Origin of the sequence: Mycobacterium colombiense, assembly GCF_001953985.1 — a bacterium.
Lineage (GTDB): Bacteria > Actinomycetota > Actinomycetes > Mycobacteriales > Mycobacteriaceae > Mycobacterium > Mycobacterium colombiense_B.
In genome coordinates, this window is the sequence record NZ_MBEI01000066.1 from 135,358 (window position 1) to 157,197 (window position 21,840).

Below are 21,840 nucleotides of genomic sequence, written 5' to 3' on the forward strand. Positions count from 1 at the left end.
AAGGATCTCCTCATTTTGTCAAAGATGTTGAGGGGGCCGAGATTCCGGCCCGTGACTTTGTAATGTGCGCAATCGGGTTGGCTCCGGTGATTGCTGCGCGCCCGTCGAACGGGCCCGCATCAGATCGGAAAGGCATGAATAACAACAGAATTCCCGAAGTCGGCTAGCACGCCCGAGAAGTGAAAGGTTTGGATTCGCGATGAGATTGCCCCGGACGCACAAACCAGCCGACGACGCCTCCAATTCCTTCGGCACCCGTCCGGTTGTGTTGTTCGTGCTCGGGCCGCAACGGTCCGGTACCTCGGCGCTTACCCGGGTGCTCTCGCTGTGCGGCGGCACGCTTCCGGCTGCGATGTTGGGTGCCGACGCGAACAATCCGCTTGGCTACTGGGAACCGCGGGCGGCCATTTCGCTGAACGAGACAATCCTGCGCCGGCTCGGGACCAATTGGTATGACCCGTCATTGCGGTTTCTGGACGACGGCGCGGTCGATCCCGGCGAGAGCCAAGCCTGCGTCGCGAAGATCGCCGCGTATCTGTCCACCCTGCCCGCGGCGCCGCTGGTGGTGATCAAGGAACCCCGGATCACCACCCTGTCTGACCTGTGGTTCGACGCGGCGCGTCAGGCCGGATTCGACGTCGCATCGGTCATCGCCGTACGGCATCCGCAGGAGGTCATCTCGTCGATTGTGAAGTCCTGGCACGTTTCTCCTGCGCTCGCGAGTGCCTTGTGGCTGAAATGCAACATCCTCGCTGAGCGGAACACTCGCGGCGTGCCCCGCGTATTCGTCGACTACGCGAATCTTCTCGATAACTGGCGCGGGGAAATGAAGCGAATTTGCACCGAGCTGCCGGTCGAACTGCACGCCAAGGACGAGGACGCTATCGAGGAGTTCCTCACCCCCGGTCTCCATCGCCAGCGGCACTGCGGGCCGGTAACGGACCTTTTCGGCGCGGATTGGATCTCGCTGGTCTACGAAGCGCTACGCGAGGCCGCCCAGGACGATCCGCTCGACATGTCAACTTTGGACCGCGTTTTCGTGTGCTACCGGGAAAGTGAGCGGGATTTCCGCAAGGCGTTCGAGGATTTTCACGGATTATCGAACAGCGTGCTGTTCCGTATCTTCCGGCCGGTCATCGCACGCCCGGTGATGGAGGTCCTTGCAATGGCGCATCGGCACCGGGGGACTTGGGCCTAGCCCCTTTCGCCGCGTTTCGTGCGAATTCGGGGTGCCGCCGGCCCGCTTCGCGCAATCCTGTGATGCCGCGGGGAGTCCCCGATATGATCGACCGGGCCGCGCGGCGATGCGCGCCGGTTGCGTAATTTCCTCTGTACACGAAAGAAAGGCGTCGATTCTTGTCAGCGTCCGTGCTCATCAGTGGTGGGGCAGGATTCATCGGGTCGGCGCTCTCACACCGTCTCGTCGAGGCCGGATACGACGTCGCGGTGATGGACGTTTTGCATCCGCAGGTGCACGGCGGCGGCCGGCCGATCGAGCTGCCGCCAACCGTGCGGCTGTTCACCGGCGACGTCACCCATGCACCCGACTGGGACGCGGTGTTGCGGTTGTTCCGCCCTTCACAGGTCGTCCATCTGGCGGCCGAGACCGGAACCGCACAGTCACTGTCCGAGGCGACCCGCCACGGTTCGGTGAATGTCGTTGGAACCACTCAGCTTCTTGACGCCCTGAGCCGGTCGGGAATCGTGCCCGAGCAACTGGTCCTGGCGTCGTCGCGGGCTGTCTACGGCGAGGGCGCGTGGCAAACCGGCGACCGGATTTTCTACCCCAAACCCCGCAGCCACGCCCAGTTGGTGGCGGGCAACTGGGATCCGCAGGAGCGGGCGGGCGAACAGGCGGTGCCGTTGCCGAGCCGCGCCGACCGAACGGAGCCCCGCCCCACCAACGTGTATGCGGCGACCAAGCTGGCCCAGGAGCACCTATTGGCCGCCTGGACGGCCGCGCACGACACCAACCTCAGCGTGCTGCGTCTGCAAAATGTCTACGGCCCCGGCCAGTCGCTGACCAATTCGTACACCGGGATTGTCGCGCTGTTCGCGCGGTTGGCGCGGCAGGGGCTTGCGCTGGAGGTCTACGAGGACGGCCGGATCGTGCGCGACTTCGTCTACATCGATGACGTCGTCGACGCGTTGTTCGCGGCGGTGCAGCTGCCGGCGACCCAGCCGCGCTGCCTCGACATCGGGTCCGGCAAGGCGACAACCATCCATGAGCTGGCCAACAACATCGCCGCCATGTGTTCTGCGCCCGAACCTGTGGTCACCCCGAAATTCCGCGACGGCGACGTGCGCGCCGCGAGTTGCGACGTCGAGCCGGCAACCGCCCAGCTCGGCTGGCATCCCAAGTGGACGCTCGAGGATGGACTGCGCGCCCTGCTCGAATGGATCGGCAACCGGCCGGAAGCCTCCCGCGCGTCCAGCGGAGAGTGATTCGTGCGGAACTTTCGCACTGGTCAAGATCCGTCGGCGACCTTCATTCGGGCGATAGCTATTGATATGTCCCGCGATCGAGTAATTTACTGAATCGTCCGGGAAGAATTCGTGCCGGCGTAGCTACGGAACAAGAGGTGAACCGGTGGGCATTGTCGATAGGCGGACAATGGATCGGACGAACCTCGACCGTATGCCGAAGTCGGATCGCACGACCATTCATCGGCTGTGGAAAGCGGTTCTGGTTGGCATCGCGGTCATCGTGGCCACCGCATGTTACTTCTGGCCGGCCCTTCTCATCGCGCTCGGCATGCTTTTGCTGTTGCTGATCTGCGCGCGTATCCCCAATCGGGACCGGGATCGCTACATTCCAAATCTATATGCCCGGGATATCACGGCCTATGATACAGAATATTGTGCGTTCGTTCGCCGGACGCTCACGGATCTACGCCGGCTCAAAATTCGCGGCCACCCATTGTTATGGGAAGTATCGCAATTGGAACCGCCCTGTGCTGAGAATTCTGACGAACTACTGTTAGACCTGGGTGTCTGGATTGGCTGGTCGACGCGGCTCATATTTGATGAGTGTCAGCGCAGGGTATACGGATTTGACACCTTTTGCGGGCTGGTCGAGGACTGGCAACTCGAGGACCAGATCATCAAGCGCGGAACTTTTTCGCTGTCCGAACCAATCGCGCGACGTTTCATCCGGGATACCGGAGTGAGCATTGACGGCGGCGTGCCCACTTCGCTGGGCCGCGATGTGAACTTCATCAAGGGCAGCACCTATGACACGTTGGCACCGTTCCTGGCGGAGCGGCCAACTGCCCCTATCAGGCTCTTTCATATGGATTTGGATACCTACGAGAGTTGCCTGCACGCCTTGGAAACCTGCAAGGATAACTTCATCGTCGGCTCCATCCTCGTCTTTGACGAATACCTCGTCACCAATGGAGAAATGCGCGCTTTCTACGATTTTCAGAAGCGCTATCAACTGGAGTGGGAATATCGCGCCTGGGGCCTCGAGATGATCGAAATGAACGTCGTGATGGTCAAATCGCGGTGGAAGCGCCTGTCATATTCTGTTGCTGCGATCCTGCTCTATCTATTTTTTGGAGACGGTCGTTATATCTGGGCTTTTTACGCGGCGCCGTTCTGGCGATTCTGGTTGAATGCACCGAAAGAGGACATATCCTTCATGCTCGGCGCTGCCGGGTCACGAAAATCGGTGAGCATCAAGATTACCGGATTGGGCAAACTTGCCCCGCTGCGCTAGTGGGCTGATTGCTTCACGTTTGATTCCGCCGTTCGCGGCGCGGGTGGCAGGCGCCGGGAAGGCGAACAGTCGGGGCGAGCGGTCCAGGCTATGCCGATCTCCAGCCTATGATGGTTGCTACTACGCGGTAGGGCAGGGGATGGGTCAGCCGGTAGCAGCGGGGGTACGTCAAGGAGGCCGGTCAGGCGCGTTAGTGGACAAATGCGACACGCATTGACGAGCTCGACTTTGTCGAGGGCGTGATTTCCGGACTTCATCTGAACTGAGGGGCAGCTTTGACCGTTACCGATCGTGACATGCGATCACCCTTTCTAGACACCCGTTCCGCATACCTTGAACTGCTGCGACGTAACCTCACCCGCTACGGCAGCGACGAGCTGGTGCCGGTCGGCTGGAATTACCTAGGGCGTCCCATCTTCAGCACCCGCAATCTGCTGCTGGTGCGCAAGCGTCCGTTCAACAAGAAGGCGCGTGATCTCGGGCTGGACTGGCCGGCGGATGCCTTGACGATGATCGGCATGCAGCGGCTGACGAGTTTGCAGAACTGCGTCGAGACGGTCCTGAAGGACGACGTTCCCGGTGACCTCGTCGAGTGCGGTGTGTGGCGGGGTGGTGCGTCGATCTTGATGCGTGCCGTGCTGTCGGCGTACGGCGACGAGAAGCGTTCGGTGTGGCTGTGCGATTCCTTCGAAGGGGTGCCGCCGCCCGACACCGAGCACTACGAGGCGGACAAGGGCATCAAGTTGCATCGCGCCGCCGGTGTGCTGGCGATACCCCAGGAGCAGGTCAAGGCGAATTTCGAGCGGTACGGGTTGCTCGACGATCAGGTTCGTTTTGTTCCGGGCTGGTTCAAGGACACCCTGCAGGACGCCCCGATTGAACGCATTTCGGTGTTGCGGCTGGACGGCGATCTTTACGAGTCGACGATTCAGGCGCTCGATGCGCTCTATCCGCGGCTGTCGTCCGGGGGCTTTTGCATCATCGACGACTACCACGCCATCGCTGCATGCCGTCAGGCGGTGACCGACTACCGTACGCAACATGGCGTGACCGCAGAGATCGAGGAGATCGACGGAACCGGCGTGCTGTGGCGCAAGCCATGAGGCCCACCTGCGCTTAGTTCGTCCTCGATGCAGTCGCGCAAACCGGTGCTGTGAAGTTTCGTCGATATTTACAGTGATGGCGATGCTTCAAATGATGGCGCAACCGAAGGGCGTGGATTCGCAATGAAATGTGTGCTGGCCAGTTATGGAACGCGCGGTGATATCGAGCCTTCCTTGGTTGTGGCGCGCGAACTGCAACGCCGCGGGCATGACATGGTCATGGCCGTCCCACCCGACTCGGTCAGCTTCACCGAAGCCGCGGGGCTGACGGCCGTCCCGTATGGGCTGGAATCGCAGGCCTGGCTCGACGTGTACCGCGACTTCTGGACATCGTTCTTCCGCGGCTTCTGGAAGATCCAGGAAATGCGCGGCATGTGGCGCGAGATGTGGGACCTCAGCGACCAGTGCTGGGCGCAGATGAACACCACGCTGATGTCGCTGGCGGACGGAGCCGACCTGGTGTTCGCGGGGCAGAGTTACCAGGAGCCGGCGGCCAACGTCGCGGAGTACTACGACCTTCCGCTGGCCACCCTGCATCACGTCCCGATGCGGCCCAACGGCCAGGTCGTCTCGATCCTGCCGTCGCCGCTGGCCCGCTCGGCGATGACGGCGTTCGACTGGTTCTGTTGGCGCCTGAACAAAAAGGTCGAGGACACCCAGCGCCGGGAACTGGGGCTGCCCAAGGCGAAAGGACCGTCGCCGCGACGCATCGCCGACCGTGAATCGCTGGAAATCCAGGCGTACGACGAGGTTTGCTTTCCGGGCCTGGCCGCCGAGTGGGCGAAATGGGATGGCCTACGGCCCTTCGTCGGCACGCTGACGATGGAGTTGACCACCGAAGCCGACGATGAGGTGATGTCCTGGATCCGGAACGGAACCCCGCCGATCTGTTTCGGCTTCGGCAGCATGCCGGTCGAATCCCCTGCCGACACCGTCGAAATGATCAGCTCGGCGTCCGCGCAGCTGGGGCAGCGGGCGTTGATCGCCGCCGGCCGTAGCGACTTCAGCGGCGTCCCACTTGCCGATCACGTCAAGGTGGTGGGCCCGGTGAACTACGCGACGATATTTCCCGTCTGCCGCGCGGTGGTTCACCACGGCGGTTCGGGCACCACCGCCGCGAGCCTGCGTGCCGGAGTGCCCACGCTGATTCTGTCGATGGACGCCAATCAGACAATCTGGGGAGCCCAGCTCAAACGGCTGAAAGTTGGTACCACACGGCGGTTTTCGGCGACCGACCGGGAGTCGTTGGTGGCCGACCTGCGCCAAATCCTGGCCCCGGACTACGCTGCGCGCGCTCGCGACATCGCTGCCCGGATGACCAAGCCGGCCGACAGCGTGGTCAAGGCCGCCGATGTTGTGGAGAATTTCGTCAGCTCGCGCAGTCGTACCCGCTCCAGCTAGCGCGTCCTAGCCGATGTGCAGGGCGAATAGCTGATTTGGCTATCGAATTGGGGCATGCGGAGCTATCCGGACCGACTTCCCATTTTCCTGAGACACGATGTCGATCGTCTGGCAGACTTACGTAGCATCAGGCGGCGACACCTGGGGTTCAGCCAAATGTCCCAGGGTCGTCACACTTCTACGGTCGGGGGGAAAGGCCGATGGGGTTGGGTTTGTCGCACTCGACTGCACCGGTGCGCTCTTACGATCGTGGCTGGCGTCGGGCGGCCAAATCCGTTGCGAAACAACTACATCCAATGTCTCTGACCACATCGCAGGGCCACTGGCGGGCCGCAGGCTACCGAGCGGAAACGCCGCAGTCAAAGTTGCCCATGCCGTCGGAGATTGATTAAGGTATTAATCGCGATGAAATTTGCTGTGGCAAGCTATGGAACGCGTGGGGATATAGAGCCTTGCCTCACCATCGGCCGTGAGCTGATGCGGCGGGGGCATTCGGTTCGGATGGCCGTCCCGCCCAATCTCGTTGGTCTGGCCGAAGCGGCCGGACTTCCGGCGATCGGTTATGGGCCCGATATGCACGACTTTTGGAGCGACGAGTTCATTCGGGACTTCTGGAAGAACTTCCTCAAGGGACCGATCAGCCTGATGCGCGAAGCCTGGGAGCCGGTGCTGCGGAACTGGCAGGAAATGAGCTCGGCGCTGATGTCGGTGGGCGCGGGCGCCGATTTGCTGTTCACCGGCCAGCTTTACCAGGATTTGGCCATCAACGTCGCCGACTACTACGGCATTCCGATGGCCACGCTGCATTACATTCCGATGCGCCCCAACGGCCAACTCCTTCCGAAACTGCCCGGGCCCCTGGTCCGCAGCGGCATGTCGATATACGACTGGATGTGCTGGCGGATGAATAAGAAGGCCGAGGATCGGCAGCGCCGCGAGCTCGGTCTGCCGACCGCCACGGTCGCCTCCCCGCGACGCATCGCCGAACGCGGTTCGCTGGAGATCCAGGCCTATGACGACGTGTGCTTCCCGGGGCTGGCCGACGAATGGAAGAAATGGGGCACTCAGCGGCCGTTCGTCGGTTCGCTGACCATGGAACTGCCGACGGACTCCGATGACGAGACCCTGTCGTGGATTGCCCAGGGAACGCCGCCGATCTGTTTCGGCTTCGGCAGCATGCCGGTCGCCGAAACACCCGCCGATACGGTCCGCATGATCGGCGCCGCCTGCGCGGAGCTGGGGGAGCGGGCGTTGATCTGTTCCGGCTGGAGCGACTTCAGCGACGTCCCCCAGTTGGAGCACGTCAAGGTCGTCGGCGTGGTCAACTACACGAAGATCTTCCCCGCCTGCCGCGCGGTCGTGCACCACGGTGGATCCGGCACCACGGCGGCGGGTCTGCGCGCCGGCGTTCCCACGCTGATCCTCTGGACGGCGGGCGATCAGCCGATGTGGGGCGCGCACGTCAAGCAGCTGAAGGTGGGTACGTCCCGGCGGTTCTCGGCCACCACGCCCGAATCCCTGGTCGCCGACCTGCGAAAGATCCTGGCGCCGGAGTACCTCACTCGCGCGCGGGAGCTCGCCACCCGGATGAGCAAACCCGCCGAGAGCGCAGGTCACGCCGTCGATCTGCTGGAAGAATTCGCCCGCTCGGGCCGTTGCATTCCCGGCGTTCCAGCGGAGCGAAGCCCCTGAGCGGGCAACGGATACACTGCGAAACGCGTTATCGGCGTCCACGTGGCGTCTAGGCTCTACCGGGTACTACTGGCTTGCGGATTAAGGGGCAGCTTTGGCCGTGACTGATCACGACACGCGGTTGGCATACCTCGACCTGCTCCGGCGTGACCTCACCCGATACGGCAGCGACGAGTTGGTGCCGGTGGGGTTGTACCGCCTGGGTCGGCCCCTTTTCAGTACCCGCAACTTGATGCTGGTGCGGAAGCGTCCGTTCAACAAGCAGGCGCGCGATCTCGGGCTGGACTGGCCGGCGGATGCCTTGACGATGATCGGCATGACGCGGCTGACCAGCTTGCAGAACTGCGTCGAGACGGTGCTGGAAGAGGATGTGCCCGGCGACCTGGTCGAGTGCGGTGTGTGGCGCGGTGGCGCCTCCATCCTGATGCGTGCCGTGCTGGCGGCCCACGGGGACGAGAAGCGAACTGTATGGCTGTGCGATTCGTTCGCCGGAGTGCCGCCCCCGGACACCGTCAATTACAAGGCGGATAAAGGGATTAGGCTGCACCGCCACGCTCGCATCCTGGGCGTGCCGCAGGATCAAGTCAAGGCGAATTTCGAGCGGTACGGGTTGCTCGATGATCAGGTTCGTTTTGTTCCGGGCTGGTTCAAGGACTCCCTGCAGGACGCACCGATCGATCGCATTTCGGTGTTGCGGCTGGACGGCGACCTTTATGAGTCGACGATTCAGGCGCTCGACGCGCTCTACCCGCGGCTGTCGCCCGGGGGCTTTTGCATCGTCGACGACTACCACGCGATCAAGGCGTGCGCGCAGGCCGTGACCGACTACCGCACGCAGCACAACGTGACCGGCGAGATCATCGAGATCGACGGCACCGGCGTGCTGTGGCGCAAGTGAGATAGCTGAAACTCTAGGTGTACGAAACGGTTTGCCCTCTAGCGAGGGATGGTCGAAACACGATCACGGCGCACCCACCGCGTTCCCCCGGGACGCCGTGCGCGCCGATGTTATGGTTGCCGCCGTGGCAACAGGGCTGACAACTGGCACCCGCCTCAGGATGTGGTGGGTGCGCACCGAGTACTGGCTCGCACGTACGCTGCTGCCCGACGTCTACGCCAACGACGCGTTGATCACGTTCAACAATTTCCACGGGTTCCTCGATGATCCCGACTTCCAGCGCGCCTACCAGCGCGGCGCGAAATCTCTCGGCAACGAGGACTGGTACCAGTGGCAATGGCGCGTGCACGTGGGGCTGTGGGCTGCGGCGAGCGCCAGCCAGCTCGAGGGCGATTTCGTCGAGTGTGGCGTCAGTTACGGCTTTTTGAGCAGCGCCATCATGGAATACCTGGACTGGGATCGGCTGGGCAAGACGTTCTACTTGCTCGACACGTTCGCCGGGCTTGACCCGCGGTTCGTCACCGACAACGAACGCCAGGCCGGGGCGCTGGAGACCAGCGAGGGGCACCTCCGCAACGGGATGTACGTCAACGGGGTTGACAGCGTCCGCGCCAATTTCGCGCAGTGGAAGAACCACCGCATCATCGTGGGCGCGGTCCCGGAAACACTCGAGCACGTCGAGGCGACGTCGGTGGCCTACCTGCACATCGACATGAACTGCGCGCCCCCGGAAGTCGCTGCGCTGCGTTACTTTTGGCCGCGCCTCACACCCGGCGCCTTTGTGCTGCTGGACGACTACGCGAATCGGGGACGCGACGAACAGCGCATCGCCATGGATGAGGTCGCCGGCGAGCTGGGTGTGAAAATCTGCACATTGCCCACCGGCCAGGGCCTGCTCATCAAACCGGCGCGCTGAGCCCGCTGGTAAACGTAAACCCGCCTTACTCAATCCCTTTCCGGCGGGCAGCGGCTTCCAGCAGGTCGGCGGTGCGCTCGATGCTCGCGGCGGGTGTGCTCATGCGGGCGGCGAACTCCCGGGTCCGGGTGGCGTATTCCGGCGCGAGGATCTGGCGCAGGTCCGCGAACAGCGTTTCTTGAGACGTGGCCGAAAAGCGCCGCGCCGTACCCAATTTCAGGCGTTTGATCGCAGCGGCCCAATACGGTTGGTCGGCGGAGCTCCACAGGGCCAGGGTGGGGATTCCCGCGCGCAGACTTGCGGCCGTGGTGCCCGAGCCACCGTGGTGAACAATCACTCGGCAGGCGGGAAAGATGGTCGCGTAATTCACCACACCGACAGCCTTGACGTGGTCGAAGTGCGGTACGTCGCTGAAGTCGGTGCCGCCGAAGCAAATCAGCGCCCGCTCGCCCAACTGCGCGCACGCCGCGCCGATCATGTTGACTGTGTCGGCGGCAGATTCGAGCGCGATGCTGCCGGAACCGAAGCATATCGGTGGTGTTCCCGACGCAATCCAGGCTGCGACGTCGTCGTCGGCCTCCGTCGGCAACTCCATCGTCAGCGCCCCGACAAAGGGGCGCCGGTCGCCCCAGCGCGCCCATTCGGCGGCCAGGCCGGGAAAGAAGATGTCGTCGTAGGCCTGAACCTCCAGCGATCGGCGTTCGGCGATTCGCCGCTGCGAGCGATGCATTGCCTTCGGCAGGCCGAGTTCGCCGCGCTGCGCGTTGTCGACGTCCTTCGTCGAGCGCCAAAACAGCCATTCGATCGTCGTCATGGTGGAGCGCACCAGCGGCGCGGGCACGCTCGGCATGAGCCGGCCGTTGGCCCGCATGGGAAAGTGGTGCAGCGCGGCCAGGGGGATGTCGTAATGCTCGGCGACGTTGGCCGCGGCCTGCTCGAAATTCAGGCCGGTGGCCAGCAGGTCGGCGCCATCCGCCAGCGACTTCAACGTCGTGCTGACGTCGCGCCAGTACTTGATCAGGGGATCCCAGACTTTGAGCACCTGCCTGATCGGATTGCGGAAGAAGTCGGTCCACATGTTGCGAAGGAATTCCTCGTCCAAGAACTCCTGGACTTTCGGCCCGTAGGGAACCGCAGCGAGCCCGACCGACTCGACGAAGCTGACAAGTTCGGGAGGGACGGCCATCCGCACTTCGTGGCCCCGGCGCAGCAGTTCGAGGCCAACGGCCGCGGACGGTTCGATGTCGCCGCGAGTTCCGTAACTCGCCAGGGCAAACTTCACGACACATCCTGCCTTCCGAGTCGTCCCGCCTGTCGGCAACGTCGGGGCCATTATGGCCGGTTCGAAGGACCGGCCGTCAGGGGATCGCCATGTGCGGTGCGCTAGCCGGCCGACAGGGGCCAGGGAGCTAGGGCGCCAATTCGATAAGGCCCAGCCGTTTGGACACCTCGACCGCCCCCACCACGTGGGGATCGGCGCAGATGTCTCGCCAGGCTTCGCCCATCCCGCGGTTGAAGTCGATGTCATCGAACAGCACCAAGGCACCCGGGGCCATGCGAGGCTTCAAAATCTGCCACTGCCGGGCCACAAATTCTTGGGTGTGGATCCCGTCCACCAAGGCCAGATCGATCGAGTCGGGGATGTCGCCGACGTGGTCTTCGAAGGCACCCCGCGTCAGGGTGTAGCGATCGGTGACGGATTTGATGTTCCGCTCGGCGATGTCAGCCCAGGAGGGGTTGATCTCGAACGAATACATCCAGCCCTGCCGGAGCGCCGAGGACAGGTACATCCCGGACACCCCGAACGCCGATCCGAACTCCACGACGATCCTGGGGTCGTGCCAGTCCACCAGATAGGCGTACAAGTCGCCCTGCCACGACGCCGCCCGGACCTGCTCGGGTTTCCGGGTCGCACCAGGCTGTCCGTAGGCTTCAGCCAGGGGCAGCGCGCCGAGCTTCTGCGTTGCCCGTGCGGAAGACTCGATCTCGGCTTTACGCGCCGCGGGCGGCAAGCGTCGGGGAAGGCCGGCGATGCGCCCGCCGCGCTTTACCCACTTGCGCTCCAATGGTTTTCGCAGGCGTATCACGAGGCGAGACCCAACTGGCGTGCCAGATCCGCGTATTCGCCCTCGAGGCGCTGTTTCAGGCGTGCGACGGCGGTGCGCTTCCTGCTCCGGATGTCTGACGAGTCCGCGATCGCGTCGAGCACCCTGTCGACAACGGCGGCGCTGCTCACCTGGTCGGTGCGAACCAGCGACCGGGCATCGTCGATCGCGAGCGCGAAGTCCCGGCATTTCGGTTGGTACTCAAGCGAAACGACCGGGGTATCGGACAGCGAAGCCAGGACGCTCGCGTGCAGGCGGGTGACGATGGCGGCCGAACAGCGGGCCAATTCCCGCGCCGCCGCATCGGGGTCGGCCGGAAGCACCATCTCTGCTTCCGGAATGTCTCTGAGCGCCACTTCGGTCCAGCGTCTGTCTTCTGGATTCATCAGTACCCCGACGAAGCGGTAGCCGTGTGATGACAGTTGTTTGACGGCGCCGGCTACCTCGTCCGCCAGCTGCTGCGGGTCGTGTCCCCAAAGGTCGTCGCCGAAGCCGAGATTCACTCCGATCAGCCCGTCTTCAGGAGTGACGTCGGGCCGGGGGAGGAGCAGCGCCGGATCGCCGGATACCTCGACGTCCAATCCGATGTCGGCCAGAAGTTCGGCGCTGCGCGGCCCTCGCACGGACACGGTACGAAACTTGGAAAGTATTGGTGCCCAGCGTTTCAGCTCGTCTTTGCCTGAGCCGCTATTGCGTCCGCCGAACACCGGATCTTCGACGCCGACGCCAATCGCGTAGCTTCCGTTGTCTTTGGTGAGCGCCAACCCCCGGTTGACCAACAGCCGCCACTGGCTCCTTCCGACGAGCGTGCCGCCACCTACGACCTGGCTGCTGCGCCGCAGCGATCGGTTCAAACCCACTGCCGCCGTGACGGTTGCATAGATCAGTTGGTGCGGGAGGCGCGGCAGGTCGAGAAAGGTTGCCCCGCGCAACTGGCCCCGAACCGCGTCGTAAATCGCATCGTCGCCAAGGTTGCCCAGCCCATGCCAGCCCAGGTACGCGACGGTAGGGTCGCCGGTTTCGTTCATCCTCAGGCGCTCAGCCGCTCGTCGACTCGGTTTTCAGCACCTTCCTCCGGTTGAGCGGCGTTGCGGATGAGCTTGCGCCGCACCCTCTTCACACGCCCGCCGAGCGTTTTGGTCCAGCGGTTCCGCAGCGCCAGCGTCGCGATGCGCGGGTGCTGGGCGGTGGTTTGCACGAGGAGTGCGTGGCCCTCAGGATCTGGGACCTGTTTGGCGATCGCGCTGAGTACCCAGTTGGCGTTTTTGGCGACGATCGATTCGTGCAAAGGGTCGCCGGAGACGACATCGAGCATGGCGTCCAACGTCGCCGCATGCGCGGGACCCTGCGTACGCCAGAAGGTTGCGGGATCGGTGATCGACTTGTACCACATGCCGCGCGGATGGCGGCGGTAGACGGCCATCGTCTCCGGCAGCATCGCGATATCGCCTTCGGCGGCATGACGCACGTGCAGGTACCAATCCAAAGGCATGACGTCGGCCGGGATGTCGTCATAGCGGGGGAGGCGGCGGTACATCACCGAATTCGTCTGGATGAAGTTCCGCGAGATCAAGGTCTCGAAGCTGAGGTCGCCGGCCCGAAAGGGTGGTGGGAACGTCGGAAGGAAGACCTCTTCAAACTTGCGGTATAGGGCGTGTACTAGTTTCTCGTCCTCATCGCGGTCGCGGGTCCAGACCACCTGCACCGGGTGGAAACACACTGCGGTGTCGGGGTTCTGGTCGAGAAAAGCGACTTGTTTGCTCAGTTTCAACGGGTCGACCCAGTAGTCGTCGCCCTCGCACAGCGCGATGTATTCGCCACGCGCGGCGCACAGGGCGCCGGTCAGGTTCGCGTTGAGGCCGACGTTCTTGGACCGCAGGATCGGCCGGAACAGGTGCGGGTGGCGGTCGGCGTACTCCTGGATTATCCGGGGTGTGGCGTCGGTCGAGGCATCGTCGGCGACGATGATTTCCATCGGAAAGTCGGCCTGCTGGGCGAGGAAGCCGTCCAACGTGTCGCGCAGGTAGGCCTGCTGGTTGTGGGTGGTGGACACCACGCTGACCTTCGGTGCGTCCGCTGCTCTCCTTGTGGCGGTCACTGCGAGCCTCTCGTCTGCGCGCCGGTTGCGTCGCGGTCGAGAAACACCCTGTCATTGATCGGTGAACAAAGCAGTTGCGAAAAGATGCCGTTCCCCCAGAGCGGTTGCGTACCGAGCGCCCGTCGGCGCGACACAGTACGGTTACTGACACTTTGGTCAATTATAGACAGCGCGGAACCGGGGTTTCCTGTCGAGCGGGCTGTAAACGCGCGCTTTGGGATGTTGGGGTGCACGCAGCAAATATTCCTGGGCGGCATTTCAGCGCCGAAAACACCTGGTAAATTTTCACTTTGCTGGTGTAGCTGGCAACCAACGACATCTCAGGCGGCAAATTTCTCCAAGAGGTTGGCGGTGATCGCGATACTCTCGGCGGGTTTGGTCATTCGCGCCGCGATCGCGCGGGCGCGGATGGCGTACTCCGGAGTGAGGATCTGTCCCAGGTCGGCGACCAACGAATCGAGCGTGGTGCTCGGAAAGTGCCGTGCCAGGCCAACTTTCAGTCGTTGAACCTGGCCGGCCCAGATCTTTTGATCGCTCAAACTCCAAAGGCTCAAGGTCGGGACTCCCGCGCGCAGTCCTGCCGCCGTGGTGCCCGCACCGCTGTGATGGACCACGGCGCGGCAGGCGGGAAAGACCGCTGCGTAATTCACCGGGCCCACGACCTTGACGTGGTCGAACTGTGGCGCAGCGCTGAAATCCGTTTTGCCGGAGCACACCAGCGCCCGCTCGCCCAACTGCGCGCAGGCATTAGCAATCATGCTGATTGTATTGGCCGGAGACTCAATCGATGTGCTGCCGAAGCCGAAGCAGATCGGGGGCGTTCCCGCGGCGATCCACGACGCGACGTCGACGTCGGAATCCGTCGTCAACTCCATCGTCAGCGTGCCGACAAACGGGCGCCGGTCGTTCCATTTGGCCCATTCATCGGCCAACCCGGGAAAGCACACCTCGTCGTAGGCCTGGATCTCCAGTGCGCCGCGGGCGGCCATCCGTTGTGGCGCAGGGCCTTTCGCCTTCGGCAGGCCTAGTTCGCGGCGCTGGGCATCCTCGGCCTTCTTCGTCACCCGCCACTGTGTCCAGTCCAGCGCCGTCATCACGGTGCGCACCGCCGGCGCCGGCAGATGAGGCGCGAGCTGCCCGTTGGGCCGCATAGGGAAGTAGTGCATCGTGGCCAACGGCACGTCGAGGTACTCGGCCACGTTCGCCGCGATTCCCGGAAAGCCAGGGCCGGTGAACACCAGGTCGGCACCGTCGGAGAGCGATGTCAGGGTTGCGCTCATCTCCGCCCAGGACTGGATAAGCAGGTCCTGGGCTTCCCGCCACCGCCTCCTCACCTCGGGGACATTCCAGAACTTGCCGAGGAAGTCGGTATCCCAGAAGCCGTCCTGCTGGTCGGGCCCGTAGCCTGCCGCCGAAAGGCCGGCCGACTCGACGAGGGGCACTAGGTTGGGCGGAACGGCCATGCGGACCTCGTGCCCGCGGCGCTGCAGTTCGCGACCCACAGCCGTGCAGGGCTCGACATCCCCGCGAGTTCCATAGCTGGCCAGGGCGAATTTCACGACGAATCCTTTCGGTGGTCGCGCTTGTCCGGGCATTCGCAGAGGTCATTATCTCTATTTGTTCAAGCGGCTAGTGGCGTTTCGGCATTGCCAGTGGTCAGAATTCGGCGCGCCCCCTATATGCGGCCTGGTCAAGGCTAATTTTTGAGTCTTGATACCGATGAATTTGCCCCGGAGATCCGCTTGGTAGGGCCTGCAAATGGCTCTCTGCAATGCTTGGCTTCAGGTCGTCCTACTGTGCCACCACCAGATCGAAGCCACGGCGGCATCGGCCCAGGTTCACTCCCACGGTCGGCCGACTGCGGCGAGCGAACTTCAATATGATGCGTTCACCAGCCAGAACTCATCACGCCTGCGACATCTACCGCAATCGGTGTCGTCGTCAGCCCAGCTGTTATTGAATGAGACGCATGCCGCTCTCCGACACCGGTCAACGTGCCGGCCGCCTTATCCGCCGCGTCTGTTACGCGGGCCCAGGTCAATGCAACATATGCGGGAGCCGCATTCGCTTCCTGAGCGTGACGCGCAGGCTGGGTGGCGAGCTCGCCACGTACGGGTTTCCCTACTCCCTAGACGAGATGGAGACGATCAACCATCGGAGGTACGTCTGTCCGGTGTGTGGCTCGGTCGACCGGGACCGCCTTTACAAGCTCTATGTCGACAGGTTTCTGCCGCCCGATGGCGTGCGGAGTGTGCTGGAGTTTGCGCCGTCGCCACCGCTGTCCGGCTACTTGAAGAGCCGCGACGATTTCCGTTACCGCAGCGCCGATTTGATGATGAGCGGCGTTGACGACGTCGTTGACATCACCGATATGCCGATCTATGGGGACGGCGCGGTCGATTTCTTCATCTGCTCCCACGTGCTCGAGCACGTTTCGGATGACGCCCGCGCGCTAAGCGAGTTGTACCGAATACTGGCGCCGGGCGGCCGCGGCATCATCATGACTCCGGTGGCCCCCGAAGGCAGCTTCGATGAGGATCCCGCGGTCACCGACGAAAGCGAGCGGTGGCGCCGCTTCGCACAGGGTGACCATGTGCGGCTCTACGACCGCTCCACGTTGTGCTCGCGGATCCGCAAGAGCGGGTTTGAACTTTCCGCACTCGATTCGCAGACATTCGGCGAAGACACGTTTAACCGGCACGCCATCGATCTCGGGTCTGTGCTGTATATCGTAAGCAAGCCCGAAATTGATTCTTAGAAGCGACTACTGAGACGAGATGCCGCAGCTCGTATATCAATGAGCTCGCGGCCCTATGGCAGAAGTTTCCGCCATAGGGCCTTGAGGCGACGTTTCGGCGATGCCCACCGGTGCTGCAGTGCCAACATTGCGGACTGGGGGTGGCGCGCAATGGTTTCCAGAAGCGCTGCCCGACCCTCGGGGCCCGGGACCCTCGCGATCTCACCCAAAATCCAGTCGAGCCTGTCAGCGATCAGCTCCTCGCGGATTGGGTCTTCAGGGAAAAAGTCGAGCATCGCCTCGAACATGGCGACATGTCCGTTCCCATGCGACACCCAAAACTTCGTCCGGTCGGCGTCTGCGTTGTACCAAAGACCTTGTGTATGGCGGCGATAGACCGCCATCGTCTCGGGAAGCATGCCGATACCGCCTCTCGCCGCGTGCCGGACATGCAGGTACCAGTCCATGGGCATGACGTCGGCCGGGATATCGTCATAGCGTTCCTGGCGGCGGTACAGGACTGAGTTGGTCTGGATGAAGTTTCGTCGAATCAACGCATCGACACTCAGGTCGCGGCGCCAGCCTAACGGAGGAAACTCGGAGCCTCTACGGCCGTCTTCCCAGATCACTCGCACCGGGTGGAAGCACACCGACTTTTCCGCGTGCTGGTCAAGGTACGCCACCTGCTTGCTGAGCTTCGTCGGGTCGCTCCAGTAGTCGTCCCCGTCGCACAAGGCGAGGTACTCGCCGCGAGCGGCCGAAAGGACATCGGTCAGGTTCGCATAGGGGCCGATATTTTCGGATCGCAGAATGGGCCGGAAAAGTTGCGGGTACCGCTCGACGTACTCTTTGATGATTGCTGGTGTTGCATCAGTTGAGGCATCGTCGCCGACGATCACCTCTATCGGGAAATCGGTTTTCTGGGCGACAAAGCCGTCGAGGGTCTCGCGTATGAAGGCTTCGTGGTTGTAGCTGATCGTGACAACGCTGACCTTCGGACGACTCCCGGCAGCCTCTTCGGTCACTGTGCGCTCCCTTCCTGAACGGCGGCCAGAACCCGCGCGACGTCATCTGGGGCCATGTCGTCGTGGACTGGCAGCGACACGATCCGGGAGCAGATGTCCTCCGTAGCAGGCAGCTCGGCGGACCGCAGCTCAGAGTCTGACACGAAATACTTCTGCCGGTGTAACGGCGGGTTGTAGTAGTCGCGGGCCTGGATTGCGTGTTCGGTGAGACTGGCCAGCACCGAGGCCTTTTGGTCAGCAGATGTGCAGCAGACGCTGGCGAAGCACAGCGACGAAGCCTCGGCATTGGGCTGGAATTGCAGCCCAAGCTGAGCCAGTTCGGTGCGATAGCAGTCGAAGACCTTGCGGCGGCTTGCAAGGCGGCGGTTGAGCCCGGCAAGCTGCCGCAGCCCGATCGCGGCGCTGATCTCCTGCAGCTTGCCGTTCATCCCAAGCTGCGTGCAATCCCGTGACGCTTCGAAGCCGAAGTTCTGAAACCGGTGCGTCTTCTCGACGAGTTCTGGGTCGCGAGAGACCAGTGCACCCCCCTCACCAACCGCGAACGGCTTGGTCGCGTGGAAGGAAAAAATCTCACAGGCCCCCCGCCCGCCGACGGGTCGGCCGTCGGCGTATGCCGAACCGAAGCCGGCCGCGGAGTCGATCACGATCGGTAGCTCCCATTCGGCGGCAAGCTTCTCCCACGCGTCGATGTCCGGGTTGCCGACGCCGAACACATTGGGCAGCAAAATCCCGGCAACGTGCTCCCGGGAGCTTTCCAAGACGGCGCTGGCAGAGGCGATGCTCGGCTGCCACGTCTCGGAGTCGATATCGATGAACCACGGACGATATCCGGTCCACTGGGCGGCCTGTGCCACGGCGACGAAGGTAAATGAGGGCACTAGCAGGTAGCGGTCCCGCGTGCCCGGGCCCAGCGTGACCTGCAGTGCGGCGATGAGCGCTAAGGTGCCGTTGGCGAGGGTGGCAACGTGCACATCCGGTCCGAGGTAATTGCCAAGGGCGCCAGCAAACTCCCGCTCTTTCGGCCCAAAGTTTGTGTACCAGTTGGCCTGCACAATCGCCTCGAAGTCCTCGGCGAGTTCGGCCGGCACAGGAAAACTCGGCCGGATAAACGGGATCTCAGCAGGCATGAAGCCACCTATGCCGTAGTTGACGACTCGCAAAATCGCGCCGCTTCGTGCGAAACGGATGCTCGATCGTGCCGTGCATTCCGAAAACCCACCTACTTTCGTGACTTCGTGCTGACCGACACAGTAAGTCGCGCCTTGGGCTCGGTTCGTATTTTCGACCCATGTCCCCGACATCCGTGAGCTTTTGTCGCGCCCCCGGTGCGCCCGGTCGTTTGATGCGATGCCTCTACCTAGTGTTCGTTTGTCGGCCTCGGCCGTTGGTGACCACGGGTGCCGCGGAAGCCGAGATCGATCCATAGTCTGGCAGGTACGATGCCGCTCATGTCGGTATGGGGGATGTCTGATTGGCAGCCTGGAGCGACCGAATGAAGAACATTCTGGTCACCGGCGTCGGCGGTGGCGTAGGACAGAGCGTGCTCAAGGCGTTGGCACAAACGCCTTACGGCGTGGTCGCCGCGGACTCTGAAGCGCTGGCGGCTGGTCTGCATGCCGCGCCCAAGGCGTACCTGGGTCACTACGCGTCGGATCCGCAATTCGTCGACCGCCTGCTGGAGATATGCCTCAGCGAGCAGTGTGGGTTGATCTTCGCCGGCCACGACGTTGAACTGCTTCCCCTTTCGAGAAACGTGGACATGTTCAAAGCCCACGGCATTGTGCCTGTTGTCAGTTCACCGGAGATCATCCGTTCATGCGACGACAAACTCGCGACCACCGAATTTCTCAACTCACTGGGGCTACCGGCGCCGGAGACCAAGAAACTCAGCGACGTCAGAGCTTTCGAACGTCCAATTGTCTTGAAGCCACAACGTGGCGGCGCGCGGTCCCGTGGCACTTACGTCGTGAAAACGGAAAACGAGCTCGACCTCTACCGCCAGCTCGTCGACCCGGACAATTGCGTCGCCCAGGAATACATCGATGGTGATGAATACACCTGTGGCAGCGTAACTTTGGATGGCAAATGTTTAGGCGTCATCGTGATGCGCCGCATCCTACGCGACGGCGATACCTACAAGGCGTTCGTCGAGCACAACCCGGCGCTGGAGGCGACGGTACGGACGATTGTGGAGGCGCTGAAGCCATTCGGCGCCTGCAACATTCAACTTCGTGTAAGGGATGGTCAGGCCTACGTTTTCGAGATCAACGCACGGTGCTCGGGAACGACGGCCGCGCGTGCGCTCGCGGGCTTCAACGAGCCGCAGATCATCGCGGACTATCTGCTCAACGGTGTCGAGCCAACGTATTCGATCAACGAGGTGACCATTCTTCGCTATTGGCAGGAACTGTTGGTGCCCAACAGCGACATCGACCAACTGCGCCAGGACGGCTTCCTGCGCGGTGATGGAACGCGCCTGTGACAGGCGTCGATGCCCAGCCGACCGGCATCGTGCTGGTGACTGGTGCCGCCGGGTTCACCGGCAGGCACGTGCTACGCATCCTTGCCGATGCCGGTTATCGCCTGGCGGTATTGCAGCATCGGACGCCGTTGCCCGCGGACCTGGCGGCGCTCTGCGAGCGGGTCACTTCCGGCGACATCCGGGAAGCTCACGTTCGTGAGGCAGCGCTGGACGGGGTGAGCGCGGTCTGTCACCTGTCGGCTTACATCCCCTCGCGCATGGACGACCTCCGGGAGGCCGACCTGTGCAACCAGATCAACGCGTTAGCGGTGGTGGACTTCGCGGAGAAGGCGGCGGAGTGCGGCGTTCGGCGATTTGTTTATATTTCTGGCGCCAATATGTACGCACAGTCGGACGTTCCACGCACCGAATCAGATGCGATATTTCCCGCGCAGTTGGCCACCGCATACCTCGTCAGCAAGTTCGCAGCAGAGGTGTACCTGTCGAATATCGCCAAACGCACCGGCATGGAAGCCTTGATACTGCGCGTCGCGACGCCGTACGGCCCAGGCGAACCCGCCAACAAGGTGATTCCCACCTTCCTGCGGATGGCGGCCGAGGGCAAACCGCTGCGCATGGTCAACGGCGGTACCGCGCGTTTCAGCTACGTCCACGTGGGCGACGTGGCCACTAGCGTGCTGAACGCGATCGGCGGCGGGGCCGGCGGGATTTACAACATCGCGTCCGGCGAGCACACCAGCGTCCTAGAGCTCGCACAGCAGATTGTGGCACTCCATGGTGATGGAGGGGCGGCGCTGGACATCGAACCGGTTGCGCCCGGCGCCTTTACAGGGTTTGCACCGCTCTCGATCGAGAAGGCGCGCCAGACCTGGCAATTCGCTCCGCGTCCGCTCGCAACCGGATTGCGCGAATATCGAGACCACTTGCTCGCGCAGGGTGTGATCGCATGAGAGTCGCGGTGTTCAGCGACGTGCATGGCAATCTCGTTGCGCTGCAACAGTTTGTCGAGGCGACAGCGAGGCGTGCTGACGCCTACCTGTGTTTGGGCGATGTGGTCAATTACGGCCCATGGAATGACGAATGCATCGATTTGGTGTTGAGCCTGCCCGGCATCCAAGTACTCGAAGGCAATCACGAACGGCTGTTCCGTGGTGACGACACCATCAACCAGGAGATCCCGCTAGTTCAAGATTTTTATCAGCATTCTCGCCCGCTCTTCTCGCGTGAAAACTTTCTAACTCAGCTCCTAGAGGAAGTTGACCTCGGCATCTACCGCTGTATGCACACCATCGATGACCGAAGGGTCTATCCGGATACGGACATCGAGATCGATCGTCATTACATGATCGGCCACACGCATCACCAATACCGAATCGAGCGCAGCGGATTCACGATCGTCAATCCCGGCAGCATTGGCCAAAACCGCAAATGGATCGACTCGGCGGATTTTCTGATCCTGGACACGGCGACGGGCGAGACCCAGTTCGAGTCGGTCCCTTACGACGTGGATTACTTCGTCGATGAGTTGGCTAGGCGCGGCTACCCGGAGCAGTGCATCCGCTACTACGCCAACAAGGACCGCAAATTCGGGTGATTGGGGGAGGGCAGTCGTGTTCTCCTCCGCGGAAGTTACCGTGATGAACGGGGCAGCCCCGCATGAAA

Annotated in this window: 19 protein-coding genes; 12 read left to right on the forward strand and 7 right to left on the reverse strand. The window is 62.7% G+C overall.

Annotated elements, in window-relative coordinates; all coding sequences use genetic code 11:
• Positions 1-199 precede the first annotated feature (199 nt).
• The 8 genes from A5732_RS21485 to A5732_RS21520 all read left to right on the forward strand — a co-directional run bounded on the left by A5732_RS21485 (position 200) and on the right by A5732_RS21520 (position 9,731).
• On the forward strand, positions 200-1,198 hold the full coding sequence (locus tag A5732_RS21485; RefSeq protein WP_076103238.1) for a sulfotransferase family protein: 999 nt from the start codon (positions 200-202) through the stop codon (positions 1,196-1,198).
• A gap of 170 nt (positions 1,199-1,368) precedes the next feature.
• Positions 1,369-2,445, forward strand: a complete 1,077-nt coding sequence (locus tag A5732_RS21490; protein ID WP_076051618.1) for an NAD-dependent epimerase/dehydratase family protein — start codon at positions 1,369-1,371, stop codon at positions 2,443-2,445.
• A 169-nt stretch (positions 2,446-2,614) separates the two neighbouring features.
• Positions 2,615-3,721, forward strand: coding sequence for a class I SAM-dependent methyltransferase (locus A5732_RS21495; protein WP_076103239.1), 1,107 nt, complete (start codon positions 2,615-2,617; stop codon positions 3,719-3,721).
• Between the two features lie 296 nt (positions 3,722-4,017).
• Positions 4,018-4,824 (forward strand): TylF/MycF/NovP-related O-methyltransferase, encoded by an 807-nt coding sequence (locus A5732_RS21500; protein WP_076103240.1) that lies wholly within the window; start codon positions 4,018-4,020, stop codon positions 4,822-4,824.
• A gap of 123 nt (positions 4,825-4,947) precedes the next feature.
• Complete coding sequence (locus A5732_RS21505; RefSeq protein WP_075234438.1) at positions 4,948-6,225, forward strand: glycosyltransferase; 1,278 nt, start codon at positions 4,948-4,950, stop codon at positions 6,223-6,225.
• Between the two features lie 405 nt (positions 6,226-6,630).
• Positions 6,631-7,917 (forward strand): glycosyltransferase, encoded by a 1,287-nt coding sequence (locus A5732_RS21510; RefSeq protein ID WP_076103241.1) that lies wholly within the window; start codon positions 6,631-6,633, stop codon positions 7,915-7,917.
• A 94-nt stretch (positions 7,918-8,011) separates the two neighbouring features.
• Positions 8,012-8,815 carry a TylF/MycF/NovP-related O-methyltransferase gene (locus tag A5732_RS21515; RefSeq protein ID WP_076103242.1) on the forward strand — a complete coding sequence of 268 codons (804 nt, stop codon included), beginning with the start codon at positions 8,012-8,014 and terminating at the stop codon, positions 8,813-8,815.
• Between the two features lie 112 nt (positions 8,816-8,927).
• Entirely contained in the window at positions 8,928-9,731 is an 804-nt protein-coding gene (locus A5732_RS21520) for a TylF/MycF/NovP-related O-methyltransferase (RefSeq protein WP_076103243.1), read from the forward strand.
• A 25-nt stretch (positions 9,732-9,756) separates the two neighbouring features.
• On the opposite strand, the gene A5732_RS21525 is transcribed toward A5732_RS21520, so the two are convergent.
• The 5 genes from A5732_RS21525 to A5732_RS21545 form a co-directional block, all read right to left on the reverse strand.
• Positions 9,757-11,013: a glycosyltransferase gene (locus tag A5732_RS21525; RefSeq protein WP_076103244.1), complete on the reverse strand. Its 1,257-nt coding sequence runs from the start codon at positions 11,011-11,013 to the stop codon at positions 9,757-9,759.
• A gap of 127 nt (positions 11,014-11,140) precedes the next feature.
• Positions 11,141-11,797: an O-methyltransferase gene (locus A5732_RS21530; RefSeq protein WP_076103245.1), complete on the reverse strand. Its 657-nt coding sequence runs from the start codon at positions 11,795-11,797 to the stop codon at positions 11,141-11,143.
• A gap of 17 nt (positions 11,798-11,814) precedes the next feature.
• On the reverse strand, positions 11,815-12,864 hold the full coding sequence (locus tag A5732_RS21535; protein WP_076103246.1) for a polysaccharide pyruvyl transferase family protein: 1,050 nt from the start codon (positions 12,862-12,864) through the stop codon (positions 11,815-11,817).
• A gap of 2 nt (positions 12,865-12,866) precedes the next feature.
• On the reverse strand, positions 12,867-13,934 hold the full coding sequence (locus tag A5732_RS21540; RefSeq protein WP_076103247.1) for a glycosyltransferase: 1,068 nt from the start codon (positions 13,932-13,934) through the stop codon (positions 12,867-12,869).
• A gap of 320 nt (positions 13,935-14,254) precedes the next feature.
• Positions 14,255-15,493, reverse strand: coding sequence for a glycosyltransferase (locus A5732_RS21545; protein WP_076103248.1), 1,239 nt, complete (start codon positions 15,491-15,493; stop codon positions 14,255-14,257).
• Positions 15,494-15,903: 410 nt separating this feature from the next.
• Between A5732_RS21545 and A5732_RS21550 the strand changes: the two genes are divergently transcribed.
• On the forward strand, positions 15,904-16,692 hold the full coding sequence (locus A5732_RS21550) for a class I SAM-dependent methyltransferase (protein ID WP_171975067.1): 789 nt from the start codon (positions 15,904-15,906) through the stop codon (positions 16,690-16,692).
• A gap of 53 nt (positions 16,693-16,745) precedes the next feature.
• Here the strand turns inward: A5732_RS21550 and A5732_RS21555 are convergent, their stop codons facing one another.
• Together A5732_RS21555 and A5732_RS21560 are read right to left on the reverse strand one after the other, a co-directional pair.
• Positions 16,746-17,696, reverse strand: a complete 951-nt coding sequence (locus A5732_RS21555) for a glycosyltransferase (protein ID WP_076103249.1) — start codon at positions 17,694-17,696, stop codon at positions 16,746-16,748.
• Positions 17,693-18,823, reverse strand: coding sequence for a DegT/DnrJ/EryC1/StrS family aminotransferase (locus A5732_RS21560; RefSeq protein ID WP_142256650.1), 1,131 nt, complete (start codon positions 18,821-18,823; stop codon positions 17,693-17,695). The genes A5732_RS21555 and A5732_RS21560 overlap by 4 nt, the downstream gene beginning before the upstream one ends.
• Before the next feature lie 365 nt (positions 18,824-19,188).
• Here A5732_RS21560 and A5732_RS21565 point away from each other — a divergent pair, with 365 nt between their 5' ends.
• Genes A5732_RS21565 through A5732_RS21575 form a run of 3 tightly spaced genes read left to right on the forward strand, consistent with a single transcriptional unit; the run spans position 19,189 to position 21,772 of the window.
• Positions 19,189-20,178 (forward strand): ATP-grasp domain-containing protein, encoded by a 990-nt coding sequence (locus A5732_RS21565; protein WP_076103250.1) that lies wholly within the window; start codon positions 19,189-19,191, stop codon positions 20,176-20,178.
• Positions 20,175-21,128 carry an NAD-dependent epimerase/dehydratase family protein gene (locus A5732_RS21570; protein ID WP_076103251.1) on the forward strand — a complete coding sequence of 318 codons (954 nt, stop codon included), beginning with the start codon at positions 20,175-20,177 and terminating at the stop codon, positions 21,126-21,128. The genes A5732_RS21565 and A5732_RS21570 overlap by 4 nt, the downstream gene beginning before the upstream one ends.
• A complete protein-coding gene (locus A5732_RS21575) occupies positions 21,125-21,772 on the forward strand; it encodes a metallophosphoesterase family protein (protein WP_076103252.1) in 648 nt (215 codons plus the stop codon). Before A5732_RS21570 ends, A5732_RS21575 begins: the two co-directional genes overlap by 4 nt.
• Positions 21,773-21,840: the final 68 nt, after the last annotated feature.

What these genes read in the sequence shown, in the direction of transcription:
- A5732_RS21485 (WP_076103238.1), top strand. Translation starts at nt 200, where the DNA reads ATGAGATTGCCCCGGACGCACAAACCAGCCGACGACGCCTCCAATTCC.
- A5732_RS21495 (WP_076103239.1), top strand. Translation starts at nt 2,615, where the DNA reads ATGGATCGGACGAACCTCGACCGTATGCCGAAGTCGGATCGCACGACC.
- A5732_RS21500 (WP_076103240.1), top strand. Translation starts at nt 4,018, where the DNA reads ATGCGATCACCCTTTCTAGACACCCGTTCCGCATACCTTGAACTGCTG.
- A5732_RS21505 (WP_075234438.1), top strand. Translation starts at nt 4,948, where the DNA reads ATGAAATGTGTGCTGGCCAGTTATGGAACGCGCGGTGATATCGAGCCT.
- A5732_RS21510 (WP_076103241.1), top strand. Translation starts at nt 6,631, where the DNA reads ATGAAATTTGCTGTGGCAAGCTATGGAACGCGTGGGGATATAGAGCCT.
- A5732_RS21520 (WP_076103243.1), top strand. Translation starts at nt 8,928, where the DNA reads ATGGTTGCCGCCGTGGCAACAGGGCTGACAACTGGCACCCGCCTCAGG.
- A5732_RS21535 (WP_076103246.1), bottom strand. Translation starts at nt 12,864, where the DNA reads ATGAACGAAACCGGCGACCCTACCGTCGCGTACCTGGGCTGGCATGGG.
- A5732_RS21550 (WP_171975067.1), top strand. Translation starts at nt 15,904, where the DNA reads ATGCCGCTCTCCGACACCGGTCAACGTGCCGGCCGCCTTATCCGCCGC.
- A5732_RS21560 (WP_142256650.1), bottom strand. Translation starts at nt 18,823, where the DNA reads ATGCCTGCTGAGATCCCGTTTATCCGGCCGAGTTTTCCTGTGCCGGCC.
- A5732_RS21565 (WP_076103250.1), top strand. Translation starts at nt 19,189, where the DNA reads ATGAAGAACATTCTGGTCACCGGCGTCGGCGGTGGCGTAGGACAGAGC.
- A5732_RS21575 (WP_076103252.1), top strand. Translation starts at nt 21,125, where the DNA reads ATGAGAGTCGCGGTGTTCAGCGACGTGCATGGCAATCTCGTTGCGCTG.